This is a genomic window from Streptomyces sp. NBC_01314 (assembly GCF_041435215.1).
Classification (GTDB): domain Bacteria; phylum Actinomycetota; class Actinomycetes; order Streptomycetales; family Streptomycetaceae; genus Streptomyces.
In genome coordinates, this window is sequence record NZ_CP108394.1 from 4,561,231 (window position 1) to 4,580,037 (window position 18,807).

Here is an 18,807-nt window from a genome sequence, read left to right on the forward strand (position 1 = left end):
GGTGCTTGCGTACGCGCTCAGCGGCGGGAGTGGCCGAACAGGAGGCGGTAGGCGATCAGCAGGACCAGGGAGCCGCCGATCGCGGCCGCCCAGGTGGCGCCGTCGTAGAAGTTCTCGGAGATCGGGTGGCCCAGCCAGCGGGCGGAGATCCAGCCGCCGATGAAGGCGCCGGCGACGCCGATGAGGGTCGTGCCGATGAAGCCGCCCGGGTCCCGGCCCGGCAGCAGGAATTTGGCGATGGCGCCGGCCAACAGCCCCAGAATGATCCAGCCGATGATGCTCATGCCGTGAACCTGCCCTTTCGTGCCGTACCTGCGCCTACCCGCGCTGTGTTTCCCCCCACAGAGGCCAGGTGCCCTGTTGTCCCGCCTGTTTGTCCCGCCTGTTTGTCCCGCCTGTTTGTCCCGCCTGTTTGTCCTGCTTGCTGGTTCTGCTTGCTTGTTCTCGCTCTGTTGTCGGGGAGGACGCCCGGATGACGTCCGGTGGTTGCTGCGATCAGTAGGGTGCGGCGCATGACACGGACCGGATCGGACGCCCGGTTGCGCCGCACGCTCGGGGTCGGGGACGCGGTGGTCGTCGGGCTCGGGTCGATGGTCGGCGCGGGGATCTTCGCCGCCCTGGGCCCGGCCGCGCGCGCGGCCGGGTCGGGGCTGCTGCTCGGGCTCGCGATCGCCGCCGTGGTGGCGTACTGCAACGCGATGTCGTCGGCGCGGCTGGCAGTTCTGTATCCGGCGTCGGGCGGCACCTACGTGTACGGGCGTGAGCGGCTCGGCGACTTCTGGGGATATCTGGCGGGCTGGTCGTTCGTCGTCGGCAAGACGGCCTCGTGCGCGGCGATGGCGCTCACCGTGGGGGCGTACGTGTGGCCGGGGCAGGCGCACGCCGTGGCGGTGGCGGCCGTGGTGGCGCTGACCGCCGTGAACTACGGCGGCGTCCAGAAGTCGGCGTGGCTGACGCGGGCGATCGTGGCCGTGGTGCTGGCGATCCTCGCCGCCGTGGTGGTCGTGTGCCTGGGCTCCGCGGAGGCGGCCGCGGGGCGGCTGGGCAGCGGGGCCTCTGGGGGCGCGGGCGGGGTGCTGCAGGCGGCCGGGCTGCTGTTCTTCGCGTTCGCGGGGTACGCGCGGATCGCGACCCTGGGTGAGGAGGTACGGGATCCGGCGCGCACCATCCCGCGGGCGATCCCGCTCGCGCTGGGCATCGCGCTGGTCGTGTACGCGGCCGTCGCCGTCGCGGTTCTCTCGGTGCTGGGTGCTGATGGGCTGGGGCGGGCCTCGGCTCCGCTGGCCGACGCGGTGCGGGCGGCCGGTGTGCCGGGGCTGGTGCCCGTGGTGCGGGTGGGGGCCGCCGTGGCCGCGCTCGGGTCCCTGCTGGCGCTCATCCTGGGTGTCTCCCGCACCACCCTCGCCATGGCCCGGGACCGGCACCTCCCGGGCGCCCTGGCCGCCGTGCACCCTCGCTTCCGGGTACCGCACCGGGCGGAGCTCGCTGTCGGTGCCGTGGTCGCCGTGCTGGCCGCCACCGTCGACGTGCGGGGCGCGATCGGGTTCTCCTCCTTCGGAGTCCTCACGTACTACGCGGTCGCCAACGCGTCCGCCTGGACGCTGAGTTCGGCGCCCGCGTCCCGAGTGGTGCCGGTCGTCGGGCTCGCCGGGTGCGCGGTCCTGGCGTGCGCGCTGCCCGCGCTGTCGGTGGGCGTGGGCGCCGCCGTGCTGGGCGCGGGAGCGACGGCGTACGCCGTACGGCGGTGGTGGGCGGGCCGGAGCGGCTGAACGGGTCCCGGGCGCGCTACCGGCGCTGCTATGCGAACGGCTGGTTCGAGCGGACGATCTCTCGGCCCAGGGGCATCAGCGAGACCGGGACGAGCTTGAAGTTGGCGATGCCGAAGGGGATGCCGATGATCGTGACGCAGAGCACGAGGCCCGTGAAGATGTGCGTCAGCGCCAGCCACCAGCCCGCCAGGACCAGCCACAGGATGTTGCCGAGGCAGGAGGGCGCGCCCGCGTCACGGCGCTCGACGGCGCTGTACCCGAAGGGCCACAGGGCGTAGATGCCGATGCGGAACGAGGCGATGCCGAACGGGATGCCGATGATCGTGATGCACAGGAGCAAGCCTGCGAACAGGTAGCCGAGGAAGAGCCAGAAGCCACTGAGGATCAGCCAGATGATGTTCAGAATGGTCTTCACTGGGGGCGACCTGCCATCTTCTCGAGTCGGGCGATGCGTTCCGCCATCGGCGGATGTGTCGAGAACATTTTGGAGAATCCCCGGCCCGGCCGGAAGGGGTTCGCGATCATCATGTGGCTCGCGGTCTCGATCCGGGGCTCCGGGGGCAGCGGCAGCTGTTTGGTGCCTGTTTCCAGTTTGCGAAGGGCGCTGGCGAGGGCAAGTGGATCACCGGTGAGCTGGGCTCCGGAGGCGTCCGCGTCGTACTCCCGGGAGCGGCTGATCGCGAGCTGGATGAGGGACGCGGCGAGCGGGCCCAGGATCATGACCAGCAGCATGCCGAGGAGGCCGGGGCCGTCGTCGTCGTCCGAGCGGCCGATGGGAATCAGCCAGGCGAAGTTCACCAGGAACATGATCACGGAGGCGAGGGCGCCGGCGACCGACGAGATGAGGATGTCCCGGTTGTAGACATGGCTCAGTTCGTGGCCGATGACGCCGCGCAGCTCGCGCTCGTCGAGCAGACGGAGGATGCCGTCGGTGCAGCACACGGCCGCGTTGCGCGGGTTGCGGCCGGTCGCGAAGGCGTTCGGGGCGTCCGTCGGGGAGATGTACAGGCGCGGCATGGGCTGACGGGCCTGCATGGAGAGCTCGCGGACCATGCGGTACAGCGCCGGGGCCTCGAACTCGCTGACCGGGCGGGCACGCATCGCGCGTAGAGCCAGCTTGTCGCTGTTCCAGTACGCGTACGCGTTCGTGCCGAGGGCGACGACGACCGCGATGATGAGGCCCGTGCGGCCGAAAAGGCTTCCGATGACGATGATGAGTGCGGACAGTCCCCCGAGGAGTACGGCGGTCCTGAGCCCGTTGTGCCGGCGGTGCACGGTACGCCCTCCAAGTCGTGCGGCAGGGGAACCCTTTGCTTGCTGTTGCTGTCGACTCCACCTCTCAGTGGACCTTCCCGTACTGGTCAACGCCAGGCGAGAGGTACTAGTTCCCTTGTGCGCGCGGCCCGGGCGGTGGGCCGTCCGGGTGAAGGCGGCTCGCTAGAAGAGGCCGATGCCGGCGAAGCGCAGGACGAGCTGGGGTGCGCCGGACAGGGCGATGCCGACGATTCCGGTGAGGACGAGGGCGGCGGTCAGGGGGGCCGGGACGCGGTGCGGTCCCGGTTCGCCGACGGTTTCGCCTCCCGTTTCGCCTTCTGTTTCGCCTTCTGTTTCGCCTTCCGTTACGTCCTCGCGCGCGCGGAACAGCAGGGCCGTCCACTGGAGGTAGTAGAAGAGGGCGACCACCACGTTGACGGCCATGACGACGGCGAGCCAGCCGAGTCCCGCGTCGACGGCCGCCGAGAAGACGGTGACCTTGGCGAACAGGCCGATGATGCCCGGCGGCAGCCCGGCGAGACAGAGCAGGAAGAACGCCAGGAGCAGGGCGGAGAGGGGGTTCGACGCGTAGAGGCCGCGGTAGTCGCTGACGCGGTTCAGGGTCTTCGTACGGCCGACGAGGGCGGCCACGGCGAAGGCGCCGAGGTTCACGGCGGCGTACATCAGGGCGTACGCGACGGTGGAGCCGACGGCCCTCTCGGCGTCGTCGGTGTTGTCGGCGTACGCGGCCGCCGCGATCGGTACGAGGAGGTAGCCGGCCTGGCCGACGGAGGACCAGGCGAGCAGCCGGACCGCGCTGTACGCGCGCGTGGACCGCTGTTTGAGGGCGCCGAGGTTGCCGACGGTCATCGTGAGGGCGGCCAGGGCGGCGAGGGCGGGACCCCAGACGTCGGCGTACGACGGGAGGGCGACGACGGTGATGAGGATCAGCCCGGAGAAGCCGACCGCCTTGCCGACGACCGACAGGTAGGCCGCCACCGGCAGGGGGGCGCCGACATAGGTGTCGGGGACCCAGAAGTGGAACGGTACGGCCGCCGTCTTGAAGGCGAAGCCGATGAGGGTGAGGACGACACCGGCCTGGGTGACGGTGTGGAGCTGGCCGTCGACGTTCTGGATCCGGTCGGCGATCTCGGTGAGGTACAGGGTGCCTGTCGTGGCGTAGATGAAGCTGATGCCGAGCAGGCTGACGGCGGTGGCGGTGACGGACGACAGGAAGAACTTCAGGGCGGCCTCGGAGGACCGCCTGTCGCCGAGCCGGATGCCGACGAGGGCGAAGGCGGGCAGGGAGGCGACCTCCAGGGCGACGACGAGGGTCGCGAGGTCGCGGGAGGCGGGCAGGAGGGCGGCGCCCGCGGCGGACGACAGCAGCAGGAACCAGAACTCCCCCGCGGGGAGTTGCTTCTTCTCGTCGTTCAGGGCCGTCATCGACAGCAGGGCGGTGAGGAGGGCGCCACCGAGGACGAGGAACTGGAGGACGAGGGTGAAGCGGTCCGCGGTGTAGCTGCAGACGTCCGGGTCGCCGGTCAGGCAGAAGGTGGCGCGGTCGCCGTCCAGGAGGGGCAGGAGGGCCAGCAGGGAGACCGCGAGGCCCGCCACGGAGGCCCAGCCGAGCAGCGCCTTCCTCGCTTCACCCACGAAGAGGTCGGCGACGAGCACGGCGAGGCCGACGACCGCGGCGATCGTGGGCGGCGCGATCGCGAGCCAGTCGACGGACTGGACGACGGACTCGGCCAGGGTCTGGGCCTGGACCTGAACCGGCGGCTGGGCCAAGGGGCTCAACGGGTGCCTCCTGCGAGGAGCTGCTGCACGGCCGGATCGGTCAGACCGAGGAGGGCCGCGGGCCAGAGGCCGGCGAGGACGGTGAGGACGACGAGCGGGGTCCAGGCCGCGAACTCGTACGTCTGTACGTCCGCGAGCCGCGGTTCCTCCTGCGGGGCCGCGCCCATGCAGACACGGCGGACCACGATCAGCAGGTACGCGGCGGTGAGGAGCGTGCCGAACGCGGCGATCGTCATGAAGGTGAGGAAGGCCGGGCGGCTGAGGCCCTCGGCGGGCTCGAAGGCGCCGAACAGCGCCAGCATCTCGCCCCAGAACCCGGCGAGGCCGGGCAGGCCGAGGGAGGCGACGGCGGCGAAGGCGAGCAGGCCGCCCAGGCGCGGGGCCCTGCCGTAGAGGGCGGCACCGGTCTCCCGCGCGAGGGTGTCCAGGTCGGTGCTGCCGGTGCGGTCCTTGAGGGCGCCGACCAGGAAGAACAGCAGGCCGGTGATGAGGCCGTGGGCGATGTTGGCGAACAGCGCGCCGTTCACGCCGGTCGGGGTCATCGTGGCGATGCCGAGGAGCACGAAGCCCATGTGGCCGACGGAGGAGTACGCGATGAGGCGCTTGAGGTCGCCCTTCGCGCCCTGTTTGGCGAGCGCGAGGCAGGCGAGCGATCCGTAGATGATGCCGACGACCGCGAAGGCCGCGAGGTACGGCGCGAAGGTGCGGAACCCGTCGGGTGTGATCGGCAGCAGGATACGGACGAACCCGTAGGTGCCCATCTTCAGCAGGACGCCGGCCAGCAGGACCGAGCCGACGGTCGGGGCGGCGGTGTGGGCGTCCGGCAGCCAGCTGTGCAGCGGCCACATCGGGGTCTTCACCGCGAGCCCGACACCGATCGACAAAGCGGCGATGACCTGCACGGATGTGGTCAGCTCGGGGTGATTGTCAGTGGCCAGTGCCACCATGTCGAATGTGCCCGCCCTGAGTCCGATCAGGAGCAGGCCGAGCAGCATGACCACGGAACCGAGCAGGGTGTAGAGGATGAACTTCCAAGCGGCTTGTGTGCGTTGCTCACCGCCCCAGCGGGCGATGAGGAAGTACATCGGGATGAGCACCATCTCGAACGCGAGGAAGAACAGCAGCAGATCGAGGACGGCGAAGGTCGCGAGGGTGCCGGACTCGAGGACGAGCAGCAGGGCGACGAAGCCCTTCGGGGACGGGCCCGCGGGCATCTTGGAGTAGGAGTAGAGCGCGCAGAGGAAGGTCAGCAGCGCGGTCAGGACCAGAAGGGGGAGGGAGATGCCGTCGACGCCGAGGTGGATGCGCACGTCGAGTGCGGGGATCCAGCTGATGTCCGTACTGGCCTGCATCTTCGACGGCTGGTCGTGGTCGAAGCCGAGCGCGAGGACGATCGCGGCGATGAGGACCACGCCGGTCACGGTGATGCCGTGGCGGAGCACGGCCTGGTCGGGTGACTTCCCCTTCAGCCCCGGCGGGGCCGGCAGGAGAGCGGTGGCGGCGCCGATGAGCGGGCCGACGACGATCAACGCCAGAAGGACCTGCATCACGGACTCGTTGATATCGATCACGCCTGCTCACGCTCCCGTGGCGACGACGAGGGCGGCGACCACCAGGACGACGGTGCCGGCGAGCAGCGCGCTCACATAGGTCTGGACGTTGCCGGTCTGCGCCCGGCGTACGGCCGCGCCCAGCAGGCGGGGCAGGGCGCCCGCGCCGTGGACGTAGGTGTCGACGACCTCACGGTCGAGGAACCGGACGAGACTCGCGGCGGCCTGGACGGGGCGGACGAAGAGCACCGAGTACACGGCGTCGAGGTGGAAGCCCGCGGCGGCGTGGCGGTGCAGCGGGCCGAGCAGGAGACGGCCCGGGTCCGCCGGGTCGGGTGCCGAGGCCACGTCCCCGTAGGCGGGGGTCATCGAAAGGGGCGCCGCGGAGCGGCTCGTTGAGGGGTGGTGGTCGGGCGACGGGCGGGAGATGGCCTCCGCCTCGACCGTGGCGGCGTCCGCTTCGGGGTGGGCCGCGACCGCTCCCAGGGGGACGCGGGCCGCCCTGGCCCTGACGGAGCGCCAGGCCGCGTATGTCACCAGGGCTCCGGTCAGGGCGGCGCCCGTGCCGAGGACGGATGTGGTGAGGGTGGGGGCCAGGTCGTCGCCGTCGAACCAGTCGGGGAGCCTGCCGTAGGCGAGCCCGCCGAGGGCGAGGGACGGGACGGCGAGCACCCACAGCACCACCGTCATGGTGCGCGGCTGGCGGCCGTGGTCGGGGGCCTCGGCGCCCTTGCCGTGGAAGGTGAGCAGCCACAGGCGGGTGGCGTACGCGGCGGTGAGCAGGGCCGTGAGGACGCCGGCGACGAGGACGGTCCAGCCGGCGGCGCCGGGCACGGGCTGGGCGTGTCCGGTGGCCGCGTGCTCGGCGGCTCCGAGCACGGACTCCTTGGAGAAGAACCCGCTGAAGGGCGGGATCGCGGCGAGGGCGAGCAGCGCCACGGTCATCGTCCAGAAGGCGTCGGGGACGCGGGCGCGGAGGTGGCTCATGCGGGACATGGCGGCCAGGGAGTTGGTGCCGGCGGCGTGGATGATCACGCCGGCCGCGAGGAACAGCAGCGCCTTGAAGGCGCCGTGCGAGATGAGGTGGAAGACGGCGGCACCGCGGTCGCCGACGGCGAGGGCGCCGGTCATGTAGCCGAGCTGGCCGATCGTCGAGTAGGCGAGGACACGCTTGATGTCGTCCTGGGCGAGCGCGGCGAGGGCCGAGCCGACCATCGTCACCGCGGCCATGACGGCGAGGACGACCAGGGCCGCCGAGGAGGCGGCGAAGACCGGGAGGAGGCGCGCGACGAAGTAGACACCGGCGGCGACCATCGTCGCGGCGTGGATCAGCGCGGAGACGGGCGTCGGGCCCGCCATCGCGTCGGGGAGCCAGGTGTGGAGGGGGAACTGGGCGGACTTGCCGGCGACTCCGGCGAGGAGCAGCAGGGCGATCAGCGTCGGATGGTCCAGGCCGCCTTCGGCGACCGTGTCGAGGATCCGGGTGATGCGGAACGACCCGGCGTCCGTGGCGAGGGCGAACAGACCGATCAGGAAGGGGACGTCACCGAGCTTGGTGACCAGGAAGGCCTTGAGGGAGGCGGCGCGGGCCTCCGGGGTCTCCCAGTAGTGGCCGACCAGGAAGTACGAGCAGATGCCCATGATCTCCCAGCCGACCAGGAGCACCATCAGGTCGCCGGAGTAGACGACGAGGAGCATCGCGGAGGTGAAGAGGGAGACGAGAGCGGCGTACGAGGGGTAGCGCGGGTCGTCGCGCAGATAGCCCGTCGAGTAGATCTGCACGCAGGTGGCGACCAGGCCCACCAGGACGGCGACGAGCGCGGCGAAACCGTCGATGTACAGGGCGAGTTCGATGGGCACCGACCCGGTGGGGGTCAGTTCGGTGGCCGCGTGGAGGGCGGTGTCGCCGCCCTGGCGTACGGCGACCAGTACGGCCAGGGCGAAGGCCGTGAGGGTGGGCAGTACGGCGAGGGGGCGGACGAAGCCGGGGGCGGTGCGGCCGAGGAGGAGGCCGGTCGCGGCGCCGAGGAAGGGGAGGAGGGGGACGAGGACGGCGAGGGTGGTCGTGGTCACGCGGTGGCCTCAGCCTTCTCGGTCCGGCCGGAGGGGTCGGCCGGGCCGGTGGCCTCGTCGGAGCCGTCGGGGTCGTCGGGGTCGTCGGATTCGTGGCCCTCGGCGGTGTCGCGGAGCTTGTCGATGTCCGCGGTGCCCCGGTTGCGGTGGACGGCGAGGATGATCGCCAGGCCGATGCCGATCTCGGCGGCGGCGATGGTGATGGTGAACAGAGTGAGGGCCTGGCCGGAGTGCAGGGTCTCCTCGGCGGCCTTGCTGAGCCAGACGTCGAAGGCGACGAGGTTGAGGTTGACGGCGTTGAGCATCAGCTCGACGGACATCAGGACGAGGATCGCGTTGCGGCGGGCGAGGACGCCGTAGAGGCCTGTGCAGAAGAGGAGGGCGGAGAGCACGACGGGGTAGGCGAGGTGCATCAGCGGACACCCCCCTTGGCGGTGCCGGTGCCGGAGGCGGTGCCGGAGGCGGTGCCGGAGGCGGTGCCGGAGGCGGTGCCGGAGGCGGTGCCGGTGCCGGAGGCGGTGCCGGAGGCGGTGCCGGTGCCGGAGGCGGTGCCGGTGCCGGAGGCGGTGCCGGTGCCGGAGGCGGTGCCGGTGCCGGAGGCGGTGCCGGTGCCGGAGGCGGTGCCGGTGCCGGAGGCGGTGCCGGAGGCGGTGCCGGTGCCGGAGGCGGTGCCGGAGGCGGTGCCGGTGCCGGTCTCGGCTGCGGAGTCGGCTGCGGTTCGGGTTCCGGGCGGCGGCTCGGGTGGGGTGCCGTTGCGGGGGCGGGGGGTGGTCGCGGGGGTCGGTGTGTCCGGCTTCGCCTTGCGGGAGAGGACGATCGCGCCGACCAGGGCGGCGAGGAGGAGGACGGAGAGGGCCTCGAAGGGGAGGACCCAGTTCTGGAAGAGGCTCTTGCCGGTGGCCTCGGTGGAGCCGGCGGCGGGACCGTCGAGGTCGATCCAGATGGTGCGGAAGGCGTCGACCACAACCCAAACAAGGGCGACGGCCGAGGCGACGGCCACGGTGAGGGCGGCCCAGCGGTTGCCGGAGTCGGCGTCCGGGGAGTGGCCGATGGGGGCCTTGGTGAGCATCAGGCCGAAGAGGAGGAGGACGACGACGGAACCGACGTAGATGAGGACCTGCACCCAGGCGATGAACTCGGCGGTGAGTAGGAGGTACTCGACGGCGAGCCCGCCGAGCGCCACCACCAGCCACAGGGCGGCGTGCACGAGCTGCCGGGTGGTGACGGTGACGATCGCGGCGCCGAAGGTGACGAGACCGACGAGGACGAAGGCGATCTCGACGCCGGTCGGGGAGAGAAAGCCCCGCGTCTCGACGGCGGCCAGGGAAGGCGCCAGGGCGGGGTGCGTCGTGGTGACGGCAGCGGCTGCGGCGAGGCTCACGCGTCTCCCTCCGGTGGCTCGGCCGGGTCGGTCGGCGGCTTGTTGGCCTGGGTGGTCGGGGGCTTGGCCTGAGTGGTCGGCGGCTTGGTCGGCTCGGTCGGCGGCTCGGCCGGGGTTGTCGGCGGCTCGGCCGAGGTCGTCGGCGGCTCGGCCGGGGTGGTGTTCTCGGTCTGGGCGGCTTGGGCCGCCTCGGTGGCCTGGGCTGTCGCCAGTTTCTCGGCGGACTTGCGGGCGGCGGCCAGTTCCTTGGGTTCCTCGGCCGAGGGGTCGAGGGCCGGTGGAGACGGGACGGTCCACATCCACTCACGGAGCTTGTCGCGCTCGTGGGTGAGTTCGTGGATGTCGGTCTCGGCGTACTCGAACTCCGGGGACCAGAAGAGCGCGTCGAAGGGGCAGACCTCGATGCAGATGCCGCAGTACATGCAGAGGGAGAAGTCGATGGCGAAGCGGTCGAGGACGTTACGACTGCGTTCGCGGCCGCCGGGGGCGGCGGGCGGGATGGTCTCCTTGTGGGAGTCGATGTAGATGCACCAGTCCGGGCACTCGCGGGCGCACAGCATGCAGACCGTGCAGTTCTCCTCGAAGAGCCCGATGACGCCACGGGTGCGGGGAGGGAGGTCGGGCTGGACGTCCGGGTACTGCTCGGTGACGGTCTTCTTCGTCATCGTGCGGAGGGTGACGGCCAGGCCTTTGGCGAGGCCGCTTCCGGGGATCGACAGGCGGGGCCGCCCGGAGGGCGCCGTTGAGGGGTGGTGGTGGTCGGGTGACGGGCGGGACATGGCTACTGGATCACCACCTTGACGACGCCGGTGAGGGCGATCTGGGCGAGGGAGAGGGGGACGAGGAGGGTCCAGGACAGCTTCTGGAGCTGGTCCTCGCGCAGGCGGGGGTACGTCACGCGGACCCAGATGACGACGAAGGCGAGGGCCGCGGTCTTCAGGAGGGTCCAGACCCAGCCCAGGCCGTCGGCCCCCCACGGGCCGTGCCAGCCGCCGAGGAAGAGGACGGTGGTCAGGCCGCAGAGGACGACGATTCCGGCGTACTCGGCGAGCAGGAACAGGGCGAAGCGGAGGCCGGTGTACTCGGTGTAGGCGCCGAAGATGATCTCCGAGTCGGCGACGGGCATGTCGAAGGGCGGGCGCTGGAGTTCGGCGAGGCCGGCGACGAAGAAGACGATCGCGCCGACGATCTGCCAGGGGAGCCACCACCACTCGAACGCGTCGAGGATGCCGACGAGGGAGACCGTGCCGGCCGCCATCGCCACGGAGGCGGCGGTGAGCAGCATCGGAAGCTCGTAGGCGAGGAGCTGGGCGGCGGTGCGGAGGCCGCCGAGGAGGGAGAACTTGTTGGCGGAGGCCCAGCCGGCCATGAGTGAGCCGAGGACGCCCACGCCCATCACCGCGAGGACGAAGAAGATACCGGCGTCGATGACCTCGCCGACCGCGCCCTCGCCGGGGCCGATCGGGATGGCGAGGAGGACGAGGAGGTACGGGAGGAGGGCGACGGCCGGGGCGAGCTGGAAGATACGGCGGTCGGCTCCGGCCGGGACGATGTCTTCCTTCTGGGCGAACTTCACGCCGTCCGCGACGAGTTGGGCCCAGCCGTGGAAGCCGCCGGCGTACATGGGGCCGAGGCGGCCCTGCATGTGGGCCATCACCTTGTGCTCGGTCTGGCCGATGATCAAGGGGAAGGTCAGGAAGACGACGAAGACGATGAGGAGTCGCAGGGCGACGTCCAGAGCGTCGTTCACTGCGAGCCTCCCGTGGGGGGGTTGGGGTTGGGGGCGTCTTCGGGGGCTGCGTCGGGCGTGACGTCGACGTGGCCGCCGTTGTCGTCGGGTGCTCCGACGGCGGGAGCCTCGCTCGGCGGGGCCTTGTCCGGGGGCGTGCCGGGTGACTCGGGTTGCCGCGGCGGAGTGTTCGGGGGTGGGGTGCGCTCGTCAGTGGTTGCCGGGGCGGAGTTGGGCTGCGCGTCGTTTTCGGCTGCGGCTTTGGCTTCGGCCTCGGCTGCGTTTTGGGCCTCGGCTTCGGCCGCGGCTGCGTCTTGGGCCTCGGCTTCGGCTTCGGCTTCGGCCGGAGCGGGTTCCGCTTTTACACCAGGTGCGGCGTCCGGCTGGGGGGCTGCGGAGCTGATGGGGGGCTCGGGCTGGGTCGCGGGCTCGGCCTTCGGCTGGGGCTCACGCTCGGGCTCGGGCTCGGGCTCGTCGAAGGCCGGGCGGGCTTGGTGCCAGGGCGCGTCCGCGCTGCGGGCGGCGGGGCGGGTGGGGCTCGGCCGAGCCGGGGGCTCGCCGGTAACGGAGGCCTCGGCGGGGGTCACGTGCTGGCTCGCCGAGCCTCCCGACGCACTGCGGGCGCGGCGCGGGGCCGTAGGGCTGCCACCCGCGTCGGGGGCCGGGCCGGCAGTCGGCCCGCTTGCCGAACCCTCGGCCGCCGAACGCGCGCGGCGCGGGGAAGCCGAAGGGCCCGACGCGTCCGGTGCCGGAGCAGGCGTCGGCCCGCTCGCCGAACCCTCGGCTGCCGTGCGGGCGCGGCGCGGGGTGGTTGGGGTGTCGGTCGGTGTGCTGGGGGTCGGCTGGCCGGCTGAGCCCTGGTCTGATGTGCGTGTTCGGCGGGCCGGGCGGTCGCCGGCCGGGCGGGCGGCCGCGCCTCGGGCCGGGCGGGCCGGGGCCGGGGGGAGCTGGCCCTTGAGGGGGCCCCACTCGTTGGGGTCGGGGACGCCGGGCGGGAGCATCTGGCGGCGTCTGGGGGCGCCGTGCGCCGCACCCGCCGCAGGCTCCCCCGGCTCCTTGGCGCCCGGCCAGGCCTTGGCCACGCGGGCCGCGAGCACGAAGTCCTTGCGGAGGGGGTGGCCCTCGAAGGTCTCGGGGAGGAGGAGGTGGTCCAGGGCTGGGTGACCCTCGAAGTGGACCCCGAACATTTCGTGGGTCTCGCGTTCGTGCCAGGCCGCGCCGGCGTAGATGCCGACGGCGGTCGGCAGGACCGGGGACTCGTGGGAGACCGTCGTGCGCACGAGGAGGCGGCGGACCGGGGCCAGGGCCACCACATGGGCCGCCACGCGGAAGCCCGTGCCCGGTTCGTCGACCGCGCTCAGCCAGTCGAAATAGGTGCAGCCCAGGGTGGAGCGGGCCGTGCGCAGCGCCTCGGTCCAGGAGGCGGACGGGACGTCCACGGTGAGGACGTCGTACGACTCCTCGGCCGTGGCCCCGGGGCCGAAGAGTTCCTCGGCGGGGGCAGGCAGCCAGCCGGTCACTTGTCCCCCACTTCAGCGCCACCGCCGGTGGCCGTGCCAGGAGCGTCGGCGTCGGCATCCGTCGCCGGTGGTTTGACCAAGCCGCTCTGCAGGGCCGCCGTCGACGGGCGGGGTCCTGCCGCGACGCGTGCCGTCGTGCCGGGGTCGCCGCCGGTGCCGTTGCCGTAGCCGTAGCGCTCCCCCAGGGACTCCCGGGCGATCTTCTCCTGGAGTTTCAGGATGCCCTGGAGGAGGGCCTCGGGGCGGGGCGGGCAGCCGGGGACGTAGACGTCGACGGGGATGATCTGGTCGACGCCCTTGGTGACGGAGTAGGAGTCCCAGTAGGGGCCGCCGCAGTTGCTGCACGCGCCGAAGGAGATGACGTACTTCGGTTCCGGCATCTGTTCGTACAGGCGCTTCACCGCCGGGGCCATCTTGTCCGTGACCGTGCCCGACACCACCATCAGGTCGGCCTGGCGCGGGCCGGGCGCGAACGGGATGACACCGAGGCGGATGAAGTCGTGGCGGGCCATCGACGCGGCGATGAACTCGATCGCGCAGCAGGCGAGACCGAAGTTGAAGACCCAGAGGGAATACCGGCGACCCCAGTTGAGGATCACCTTCATCGGCTCGGGGGCGAGACGGGAGAGGACGCCCAGCCGTTTCGGCTCCGGGAGGAGGACGGGCTGTGGGGCGACGGGCTGTGGGGCGGCGGGCTGTGCGGCGCCCGGCTGTGGGGCGCCCGGCCCCGGCGAGTTCGTTTCTGGCGTCACGTCCATGCCAGGACGCCCTTCTTGTATGCGTAGAGCAGACCCACGGCGAGGAACCCGAGAAAGACGAACATCTCGACGAGGGTCGTCGCGCCGTAGCCGGGATCGGCGAAGACCGTCGCCCAGGGGAAGAGGAAGATCGAGTCGATGGCGAAGATGACGTAGAGGAAGGCGTAGACGTAGTAGCGGACCTGGGTGTGGGCCCAGCCCTCGCCTACGGGGTCGACGCCGCACTCGTACGTCAGGAGCTTCTCCCGGGTGGGGACCTCCGGCCGCAGCAGGCGTCCCGCGCCGAAGGCGACGGCGACGAAGAGCACGCCCACGGCGGCGAGCAGTCCGACCACCGAGTAGGACTGGAAGTAGTCCGCCGCTATGGCGACGGTCGGTTCCGGCACGTCCGTCCCTCGCTCCCTGGCCTGGCGATTCGTACGTACGTGATGCGGACGCCGTACGTGCTTCGCTGTTCGACGATCTGTACGCACGGGAGTCTAGGCCCTGCTAAAGAGACCGTAAGCAGCCCGTCACAGGTCGGCACTCCCGAGTGCTGTCGTGTCCGGGCCGGGACGGGCGAGGGGAGCGGGGCCGGGATGGGGCGGGACCGGGTGGGGTGGGGTTTTCCCCAGGGTGGCCGGGGCGGTCCGCCTCATGGCGCGGGGCGGGGGCGGGCGGGCAGGGTGGTGGGCATGACCGAATCCCTCTCCTCCCCGACCGGCTCCGGGCGGCCGTACGGTCGTCCGCTGCCCTCCAGTCAGACGCCCTCCGATCCGCTGCCGCCCGCGCAATTCGCGTTCGGTGGGCAGACATGGCGGGAGATCGCGCATCTGCTGGCGAACCTGCCGGCCGCGCTGCTCGGGTTCGTGTACGTGACGACAGTGCTGTTCACCAGTGCCTTCCTGACATTGACGGTGATCGGTTTTCCGCTGCTCGCGGCGGCCTTGATGGGGGCGCGGCAACTGGGGCGGCTGGAGCGGATACGGGCGCGGGCGCTGCTGCGGGTGCGGGTGGACGAGCCGAGTCCGCTGCCGTTCCGGGGCTCCGGGCGGCGGGCGGACGAGGGGTTCTTCGCGCAGGTGTGGATGAGCGTGAAGGATCCCGTGGGCTGGCGTTCGATGCTGTACGAGCTGATCCGGATGCCGTGGGCCATCGCGACGTTCGTCATCACCCTCACGGGGCTGTTCGTGGCGTGGCCGGTGCTGCCCTACATCGTGCGAGGGCTGACGAACGTGGACCGGGTGATGGTGCGGTCGCTGTTGTCGCCGTCCGACGAGCTGGAGCGGCGGATCGCGGAGCTGGAGTCCGACCGGGGGGTCGTCGTCGACACGGCGGCGGCCGATATGCGGCGGATCGAGCGGGATCTGCACGACGGGGCGCAGGCACGGCTGGTGAATCTGGCGATGGGGCTCGGGCTGGCCAAGGAGAAACTGCTGGAGGATCCCGACGCCGCCGCCACGATGGTGGACGAGGCGCACGGTGAGGTGAAACTGGCGTTGCAGGAGCTGCGGGATCTGGCGCGGGGGATCCATCCGGCGGTGCTCACGGACCGAGGACTCGACGCGGCGCTGTCGTCGGTCGCGGCGCGGTGCGTCGCGCCGGTGAAGGTGACCGTCGACCTCGCGGCGCGGCCTGCCGCCGCCATCGAGGGCATCGCGTACTTCACCGTGTCCGAGCTGCTGCAGAACATCAGTAAGCACAGTGGGGCCAGGGCCGCCTCGGTCGATGTCTGGCGTTCCGACGACCGGCTGCTGATTCAGGTGTGGGACGACGGGCGTGGGGGTGCGCGTCTTGACGGGGGCACCGGGATCGCCGGGCTCGCGGAGCGGCTCGACGCGGTCGACGGGCTGTTCGTCATCGAGTCTCCGGTGGGTGGGCCCACGACTGTCACCGCGGAGTTGCCCTGGCGTGGCCGGGGGGCCTCCGGCGGTTGACCGGGGTGCGTGCGGCGGTTGACCACCGGGGTGCGTGCGGGGCGGGGGCCTCGGGGTGCGGGGTTCCTCGGCTTCCTGGGCTTCCTGGGCTTCCTGGGGTGTGGGGTTCTTCGCTGTGGGGCCTGTTCGCCTTTTCGCCGTGAGGGTGTCGCCTCGTGGGCGGGGGCTGGTTCGTGGTGGTTGCTCGCGCGGTTCCCCGCGCCCCTTTCGGGGCGCGGTCGCGGCTGTGAACGGGTGCCGCGGGTGCGTTGTGGGTCGGGGCCGCGGCCTGCCCACCGTCCGGACTCCGCCGGGCGTCGCGGGGTGGGGAAAACCCCCGTATCGAGACGCCGACCCGCTCCATGGTCCGGGCGGGCCGGGGGCGAGCACTGTGGGAGTACGACATCGGGAGTGCGGGGACGAGTGGAGGCGGCGACGGTGATGGCCACGGAGTACGGGGACAGGTACGGGAGTTGGGGCGAGGAGCGGCGGCCTCGGATGCCGGCCGGGTTGCGGGCGCCGTTCGAGGCACGCAGCTGGCGGGAGTTCGGATACGTCATGCTGGGGCTGCCGATCGGAATCCTGCTGTTCACGTATGCCGTGACGATGGTGTCGGTCGGCGCGGGGCTCTTGGTCACCTTCCTCGGGGTGCCGGTGCTGGCGGCGGGGCTGGCCGGGTGCCGGGGGTTCGGCGCGCTGGAGCGGGTGCGGGCGCGGGCGTTGCTCGGGGTGGAGGTTTCCGCGCCGGAACCGTTGCGGATGAAGGGGCGCGGGGCGATGGCGTGGATGGGCGCCGTGCTGCGCAGCGGGTCGTCGTGGCGGCAGCTGTTGTACGCGGTCGTGCAGTTCCCGTGGTCGGTGTTCTCGTTCGTGGTGGCGGTGACCTTCTGGACGTACGGGTGGGCGCTGCTGACGTATCCGCTGTGGTTCTGGGTCTTCCCCGTGTGGGCCGGGCAGGACGGATTGCAGTTGTACGGGGACGAGACGCACGCCGTGTATCTGGACAACCCGTTCGAGGTGACCGTGACCGCGCTGGTGGGGCTGCTCTTCACCATGGCCACGCCGTGGATCGTGCGGGGGCTGACGATGGTCGACCGGGTGATGGTGGGTGCGCTGCTCGGGCCGTCCCGGCTGGGGGCGCGGGTCGTCGAGCTGGAGTCCGACCGGGGGGTCGTGATCGACACCGCCGCCGCTGATCTGCGGCGGATCGAGCGGGATCTGCACGACGGGGCGCAGGCGCGGCTGGTGGCGTTGGCCATGGATCTGGGGCTGGCGAAGGAGAAGCTGGCGGAGGACCCGCGGGCGGCGGCGGTGATGGTCGACTCGGCGCACGGTGAGGTGAAGACGGCGCTGCAGGAGCTGCGGGATCTCGCGCGGGGCATCCATCCGGCCGTGCTGACCGACCGGGGGCTCGACGCGGCGCTGTCCGCGGTCGCCTCGCGGTGTGCGGTGACGGTGGTGGTGGACGTGGACCTGCCGACCCGGCCGGTGCCGGCGATCGAGGGCATCGCCTACTTCACCGTCTCCGAGCTGCTGCAGAACGTCAGCAAGCACGCGGGGGCCTCACGGGCGACCGTGGATGTGTGGAAGGTGGAGAACCGCCTGATGCTCCAGGTGAGCGACGACGGCGTGGGCGGCGCCGACACCGGACACGGCTCCGGCCTGGCGGGGCTCGCCGAGCGGATCGGGGCGGTCGACGGCATCCTCGTCGTCGACTCGCCGGCCGGGGGGCCGACCCGGGTGACTGCGGAACTGCCCTGGCGGGCGGCGTGACTGACGGGGAAAGGGACGGGGGACGTGAAGGGGAACGTCAGGGGGACGTGACGGTCCGCATGACACGTGGCATGAAGGGCGGCACGGACTGGCGATGATCACCTGAGGACGGCCGACGAGGGTCCGGGGCTGTGCGTGGCGCGTCGGAGTCGCGCCCGGGGTGGCGGTCGAAACCGTGCAGGGGTTGCGCCGAGGGTGTGGCGGTGGGCGCGTCCAGGGGTTGTCGCCCTTGGGCGCGCTCCCGTGTTTCCCCTCTGAACTCGCCCGACTCCCCTCCCCTCGGCCCCTCCCCCACGTTCCCGCCCACACCCCGTGACAGCCCCCGGCCCCGCCCCCCCCTCCAAGCGGAGCACCCGGCGATGAACCCCCTGTCAGGCCGGGCGGGGGCGGCATTCGGCCAGTTCATGGGTTGTTCCTGCCCCTCTTTTTTTGGTGGGCGCGGCGCTCGGGCGTTCCGATGCTGGAATGCTGGGGGCTGTTGTACGGGCCGGGCCCGGAGCGCGGGCCGGTCGGGGGCGTGTCGTGGGGGGACAGGGCGTGGAGGACAGGGTGCGGGTGGTCATCGCCGAGGATTCGGTGCTGCTGCGGGAGGGACTGACGCGGCTGCTGACCGACCGGGGGCATGACGTCGTGGCGGGGGTCGGGGACGGGAACGCCCTGATCAAGACGATCACGGAGTTCGCCGCGCAGGGAGATCTCCCGGACGTGGTCGTGGCGGATGTGCGGATGCCTCCGACGCACACGGACGAAGGCGTGCGGGCTGCCGTACAGCTGCGGAAGCAGTATCCGGAGCTGGGGGTGCTCGTGCTGTCGCAGTACGTGGAGGAGCGCTACGCCACCGAACTGCTCGCGGGGTCCAGTCGCGGCGTCGGGTACCTGCTGAAGGACCGGGTGGCCGAGGTGCGGGAGTTCGTGGACGCGGTGGTGCGGGTGGCGCGGGGCGGTACGGCGCTGGACCCGGAGGTGGTCGCGCAGCTGCTCGGGCGGAGCCGGAAGCAGGACGTGGTCGCGGGGCTCACCCCGCGGGAGCGTGAGGTGCTGGGGCTGATGGCGGAGGGGCGGACCAACTCGGCGATCGCCCGGCAGCTCGTCGTCAGCGACGGGGCCGTCGAGAAGCACGTCAGCAATATCTTCCTGAAGCTCGGGCTGTCCCCGAGCGACGGGGACCACCGGCGTGTTCTGGCGGTGCTCACCTACCTCAATTCATGACCATCTGACACGGTGTCAGTAAGCGGTCGATCGATCGGTCGTTCACCTTCCGCTACCACTCCACACCACTCCGCTCCTACTCCACGCCACTCCGCC

Annotated in this window: 16 protein-coding genes and 1 pseudogene; 4 read left to right on the forward strand and 13 right to left on the reverse strand. The window is 71.7% G+C overall.

Annotation, left to right across the window (positions count from 1 at the left end; translation table 11 throughout):
* Positions 1-17: 17 nt before the first annotated feature.
* Positions 18-284, reverse strand: coding sequence for a GlsB/YeaQ/YmgE family stress response membrane protein (locus OG622_RS20000; protein WP_371577770.1), 267 nt, complete (start codon positions 282-284; stop codon positions 18-20).
* A 228-nt stretch (positions 285-512) separates the two neighbouring features.
* Between OG622_RS20000 and OG622_RS20005 the strand changes: the two genes are divergently transcribed.
* Positions 513-1,769: an APC family permease gene (locus OG622_RS20005; RefSeq protein ID WP_371577771.1), complete on the forward strand. Its 1,257-nt coding sequence runs from the start codon at positions 513-515 to the stop codon at positions 1,767-1,769.
* A 28-nt stretch (positions 1,770-1,797) separates the two neighbouring features.
* Here the strand turns inward: OG622_RS20005 and OG622_RS20010 are convergent, their stop codons facing one another.
* From OG622_RS20010 to OG622_RS20065, 12 genes and pseudogenes are all read right to left on the reverse strand, one after another.
* Positions 1,798-2,184, reverse strand: a complete 387-nt coding sequence (locus OG622_RS20010) for a YccF domain-containing protein (RefSeq protein ID WP_371577773.1) — start codon at positions 2,182-2,184, stop codon at positions 1,798-1,800.
* A complete protein-coding gene (htpX, locus tag OG622_RS20015) occupies positions 2,181-3,044 on the reverse strand; it encodes a zinc metalloprotease HtpX (protein WP_371577775.1) in 864 nt (287 codons plus the stop codon). Before htpX ends, OG622_RS20010 begins: the two co-directional genes overlap by 4 nt.
* A 162-nt stretch (positions 3,045-3,206) precedes the next feature.
* On the reverse strand, positions 3,207-4,823 hold the full coding sequence (locus tag OG622_RS20020) for an NADH-quinone oxidoreductase subunit N (RefSeq protein WP_371577776.1): 1,617 nt from the start codon (positions 4,821-4,823) through the stop codon (positions 3,207-3,209).
* Positions 4,820-6,394: a NuoM family protein gene (locus OG622_RS20025; protein WP_371577778.1), complete on the reverse strand. Its 1,575-nt coding sequence runs from the start codon at positions 6,392-6,394 to the stop codon at positions 4,820-4,822. Before OG622_RS20025 ends, OG622_RS20020 begins: the two co-directional genes overlap by 4 nt.
* Positions 6,395-6,400: 6 nt before the next feature.
* Positions 6,401-8,446 carry an NADH-quinone oxidoreductase subunit L gene (locus tag OG622_RS20030; protein WP_371577780.1) on the reverse strand — a complete coding sequence of 682 codons (2,046 nt, stop codon included), beginning with the start codon at positions 8,444-8,446 and terminating at the stop codon, positions 6,401-6,403.
* A complete protein-coding gene (nuoK, locus tag OG622_RS20035) occupies positions 8,443-8,859 on the reverse strand; it encodes an NADH-quinone oxidoreductase subunit NuoK (protein ID WP_371577782.1) in 417 nt (138 codons plus the stop codon). Before nuoK ends, OG622_RS20030 begins: the two co-directional genes overlap by 4 nt.
* 376 nt (positions 8,860-9,235) lie before the next feature.
* Positions 9,236-9,827: pseudogene (locus OG622_RS20040) on the reverse strand (NADH-quinone oxidoreductase subunit J); the annotation flags it as partial.
* Positions 9,824-10,492, reverse strand: a complete 669-nt coding sequence (locus OG622_RS20045; protein ID WP_371584152.1) for an NADH-quinone oxidoreductase subunit I — start codon at positions 10,490-10,492, stop codon at positions 9,824-9,826. The pseudogene OG622_RS20040 and the gene OG622_RS20045, both read right to left, overlap by 4 nt.
* Before the next feature lie 116 nt (positions 10,493-10,608).
* On the reverse strand, positions 10,609-11,577 hold the full coding sequence (locus tag OG622_RS20050) for an NADH-quinone oxidoreductase subunit H (RefSeq protein WP_371577784.1): 969 nt from the start codon (positions 11,575-11,577) through the stop codon (positions 10,609-10,611).
* Positions 11,574-13,076 (reverse strand): NADH-quinone oxidoreductase subunit C, encoded by a 1,503-nt coding sequence (locus OG622_RS20055; RefSeq protein WP_371577785.1) that lies wholly within the window; start codon positions 13,074-13,076, stop codon positions 11,574-11,576. Before OG622_RS20055 ends, OG622_RS20050 begins: the two co-directional genes overlap by 4 nt.
* Positions 13,073-13,834 carry an NADH-quinone oxidoreductase subunit B gene (locus OG622_RS20060; RefSeq protein WP_371577787.1) on the reverse strand — a complete coding sequence of 254 codons (762 nt, stop codon included), beginning with the start codon at positions 13,832-13,834 and terminating at the stop codon, positions 13,073-13,075. Before OG622_RS20060 ends, OG622_RS20055 begins: the two co-directional genes overlap by 4 nt.
* Positions 13,825-14,220 (reverse strand): NADH-quinone oxidoreductase subunit A, encoded by a 396-nt coding sequence (locus tag OG622_RS20065; RefSeq protein WP_371577789.1) that lies wholly within the window; start codon positions 14,218-14,220, stop codon positions 13,825-13,827. The genes OG622_RS20060 and OG622_RS20065 overlap by 10 nt, the downstream gene beginning before the upstream one ends.
* Before the next feature lie 288 nt (positions 14,221-14,508).
* On the opposite strand from OG622_RS20065, the gene OG622_RS20070 reads away from it, so the two are divergent.
* The 3 genes from OG622_RS20070 to OG622_RS20080 all read left to right on the forward strand — a co-directional run bounded on the left by OG622_RS20070 (position 14,509) and on the right by OG622_RS20080 (position 18,711).
* The gene (locus tag OG622_RS20070) at positions 14,509-15,750 is read left to right on the forward strand and encodes a sensor histidine kinase (protein WP_371577790.1); all 1,242 of its coding nucleotides are present in this window, start codon (positions 14,509-14,511) and stop codon (positions 15,748-15,750) included.
* 420 nt (positions 15,751-16,170) lie between these two features.
* A complete protein-coding gene (locus OG622_RS20075; RefSeq protein WP_371584153.1) occupies positions 16,171-17,502 on the forward strand; it encodes a sensor histidine kinase in 1,332 nt (443 codons plus the stop codon).
* Positions 17,503-18,051: 549 nt separating this feature from the next.
* Positions 18,052-18,711: a response regulator transcription factor gene (locus tag OG622_RS20080; RefSeq protein WP_319066409.1), complete on the forward strand. Its 660-nt coding sequence runs from the start codon at positions 18,052-18,054 to the stop codon at positions 18,709-18,711.
* Positions 18,712-18,807 lie beyond the last annotated feature (96 nt).

Coding starts and splice junctions, on each gene's coding strand:
- OG622_RS20060 (WP_371577787.1), bottom strand. CDS start 13,834: ATGGACGTGACGCCAGAAACGAACTCGCCGGGGCCGGGCGCCCCACAG.
- OG622_RS20000 (WP_371577770.1), bottom strand. CDS start 284: ATGAGCATCATCGGCTGGATCATTCTGGGGCTGTTGGCCGGCGCCATC.
- OG622_RS20045 (WP_371584152.1), bottom strand. CDS start 10,492: ATGACGAAGAAGACCGTCACCGAGCAGTACCCGGACGTCCAGCCCGAC.
- OG622_RS20075 (WP_371584153.1), top strand. CDS start 16,171: ATGGCCACGGAGTACGGGGACAGGTACGGGAGTTGGGGCGAGGAGCGG.
- nuoK (WP_371577782.1), bottom strand. CDS start 8,859: ATGCACCTCGCCTACCCCGTCGTGCTCTCCGCCCTCCTCTTCTGCACA.
- OG622_RS20070 (WP_371577790.1), top strand. CDS start 14,509: ATGACCGAATCCCTCTCCTCCCCGACCGGCTCCGGGCGGCCGTACGGT.
- OG622_RS20005 (WP_371577771.1), top strand. CDS start 513: ATGACACGGACCGGATCGGACGCCCGGTTGCGCCGCACGCTCGGGGTC.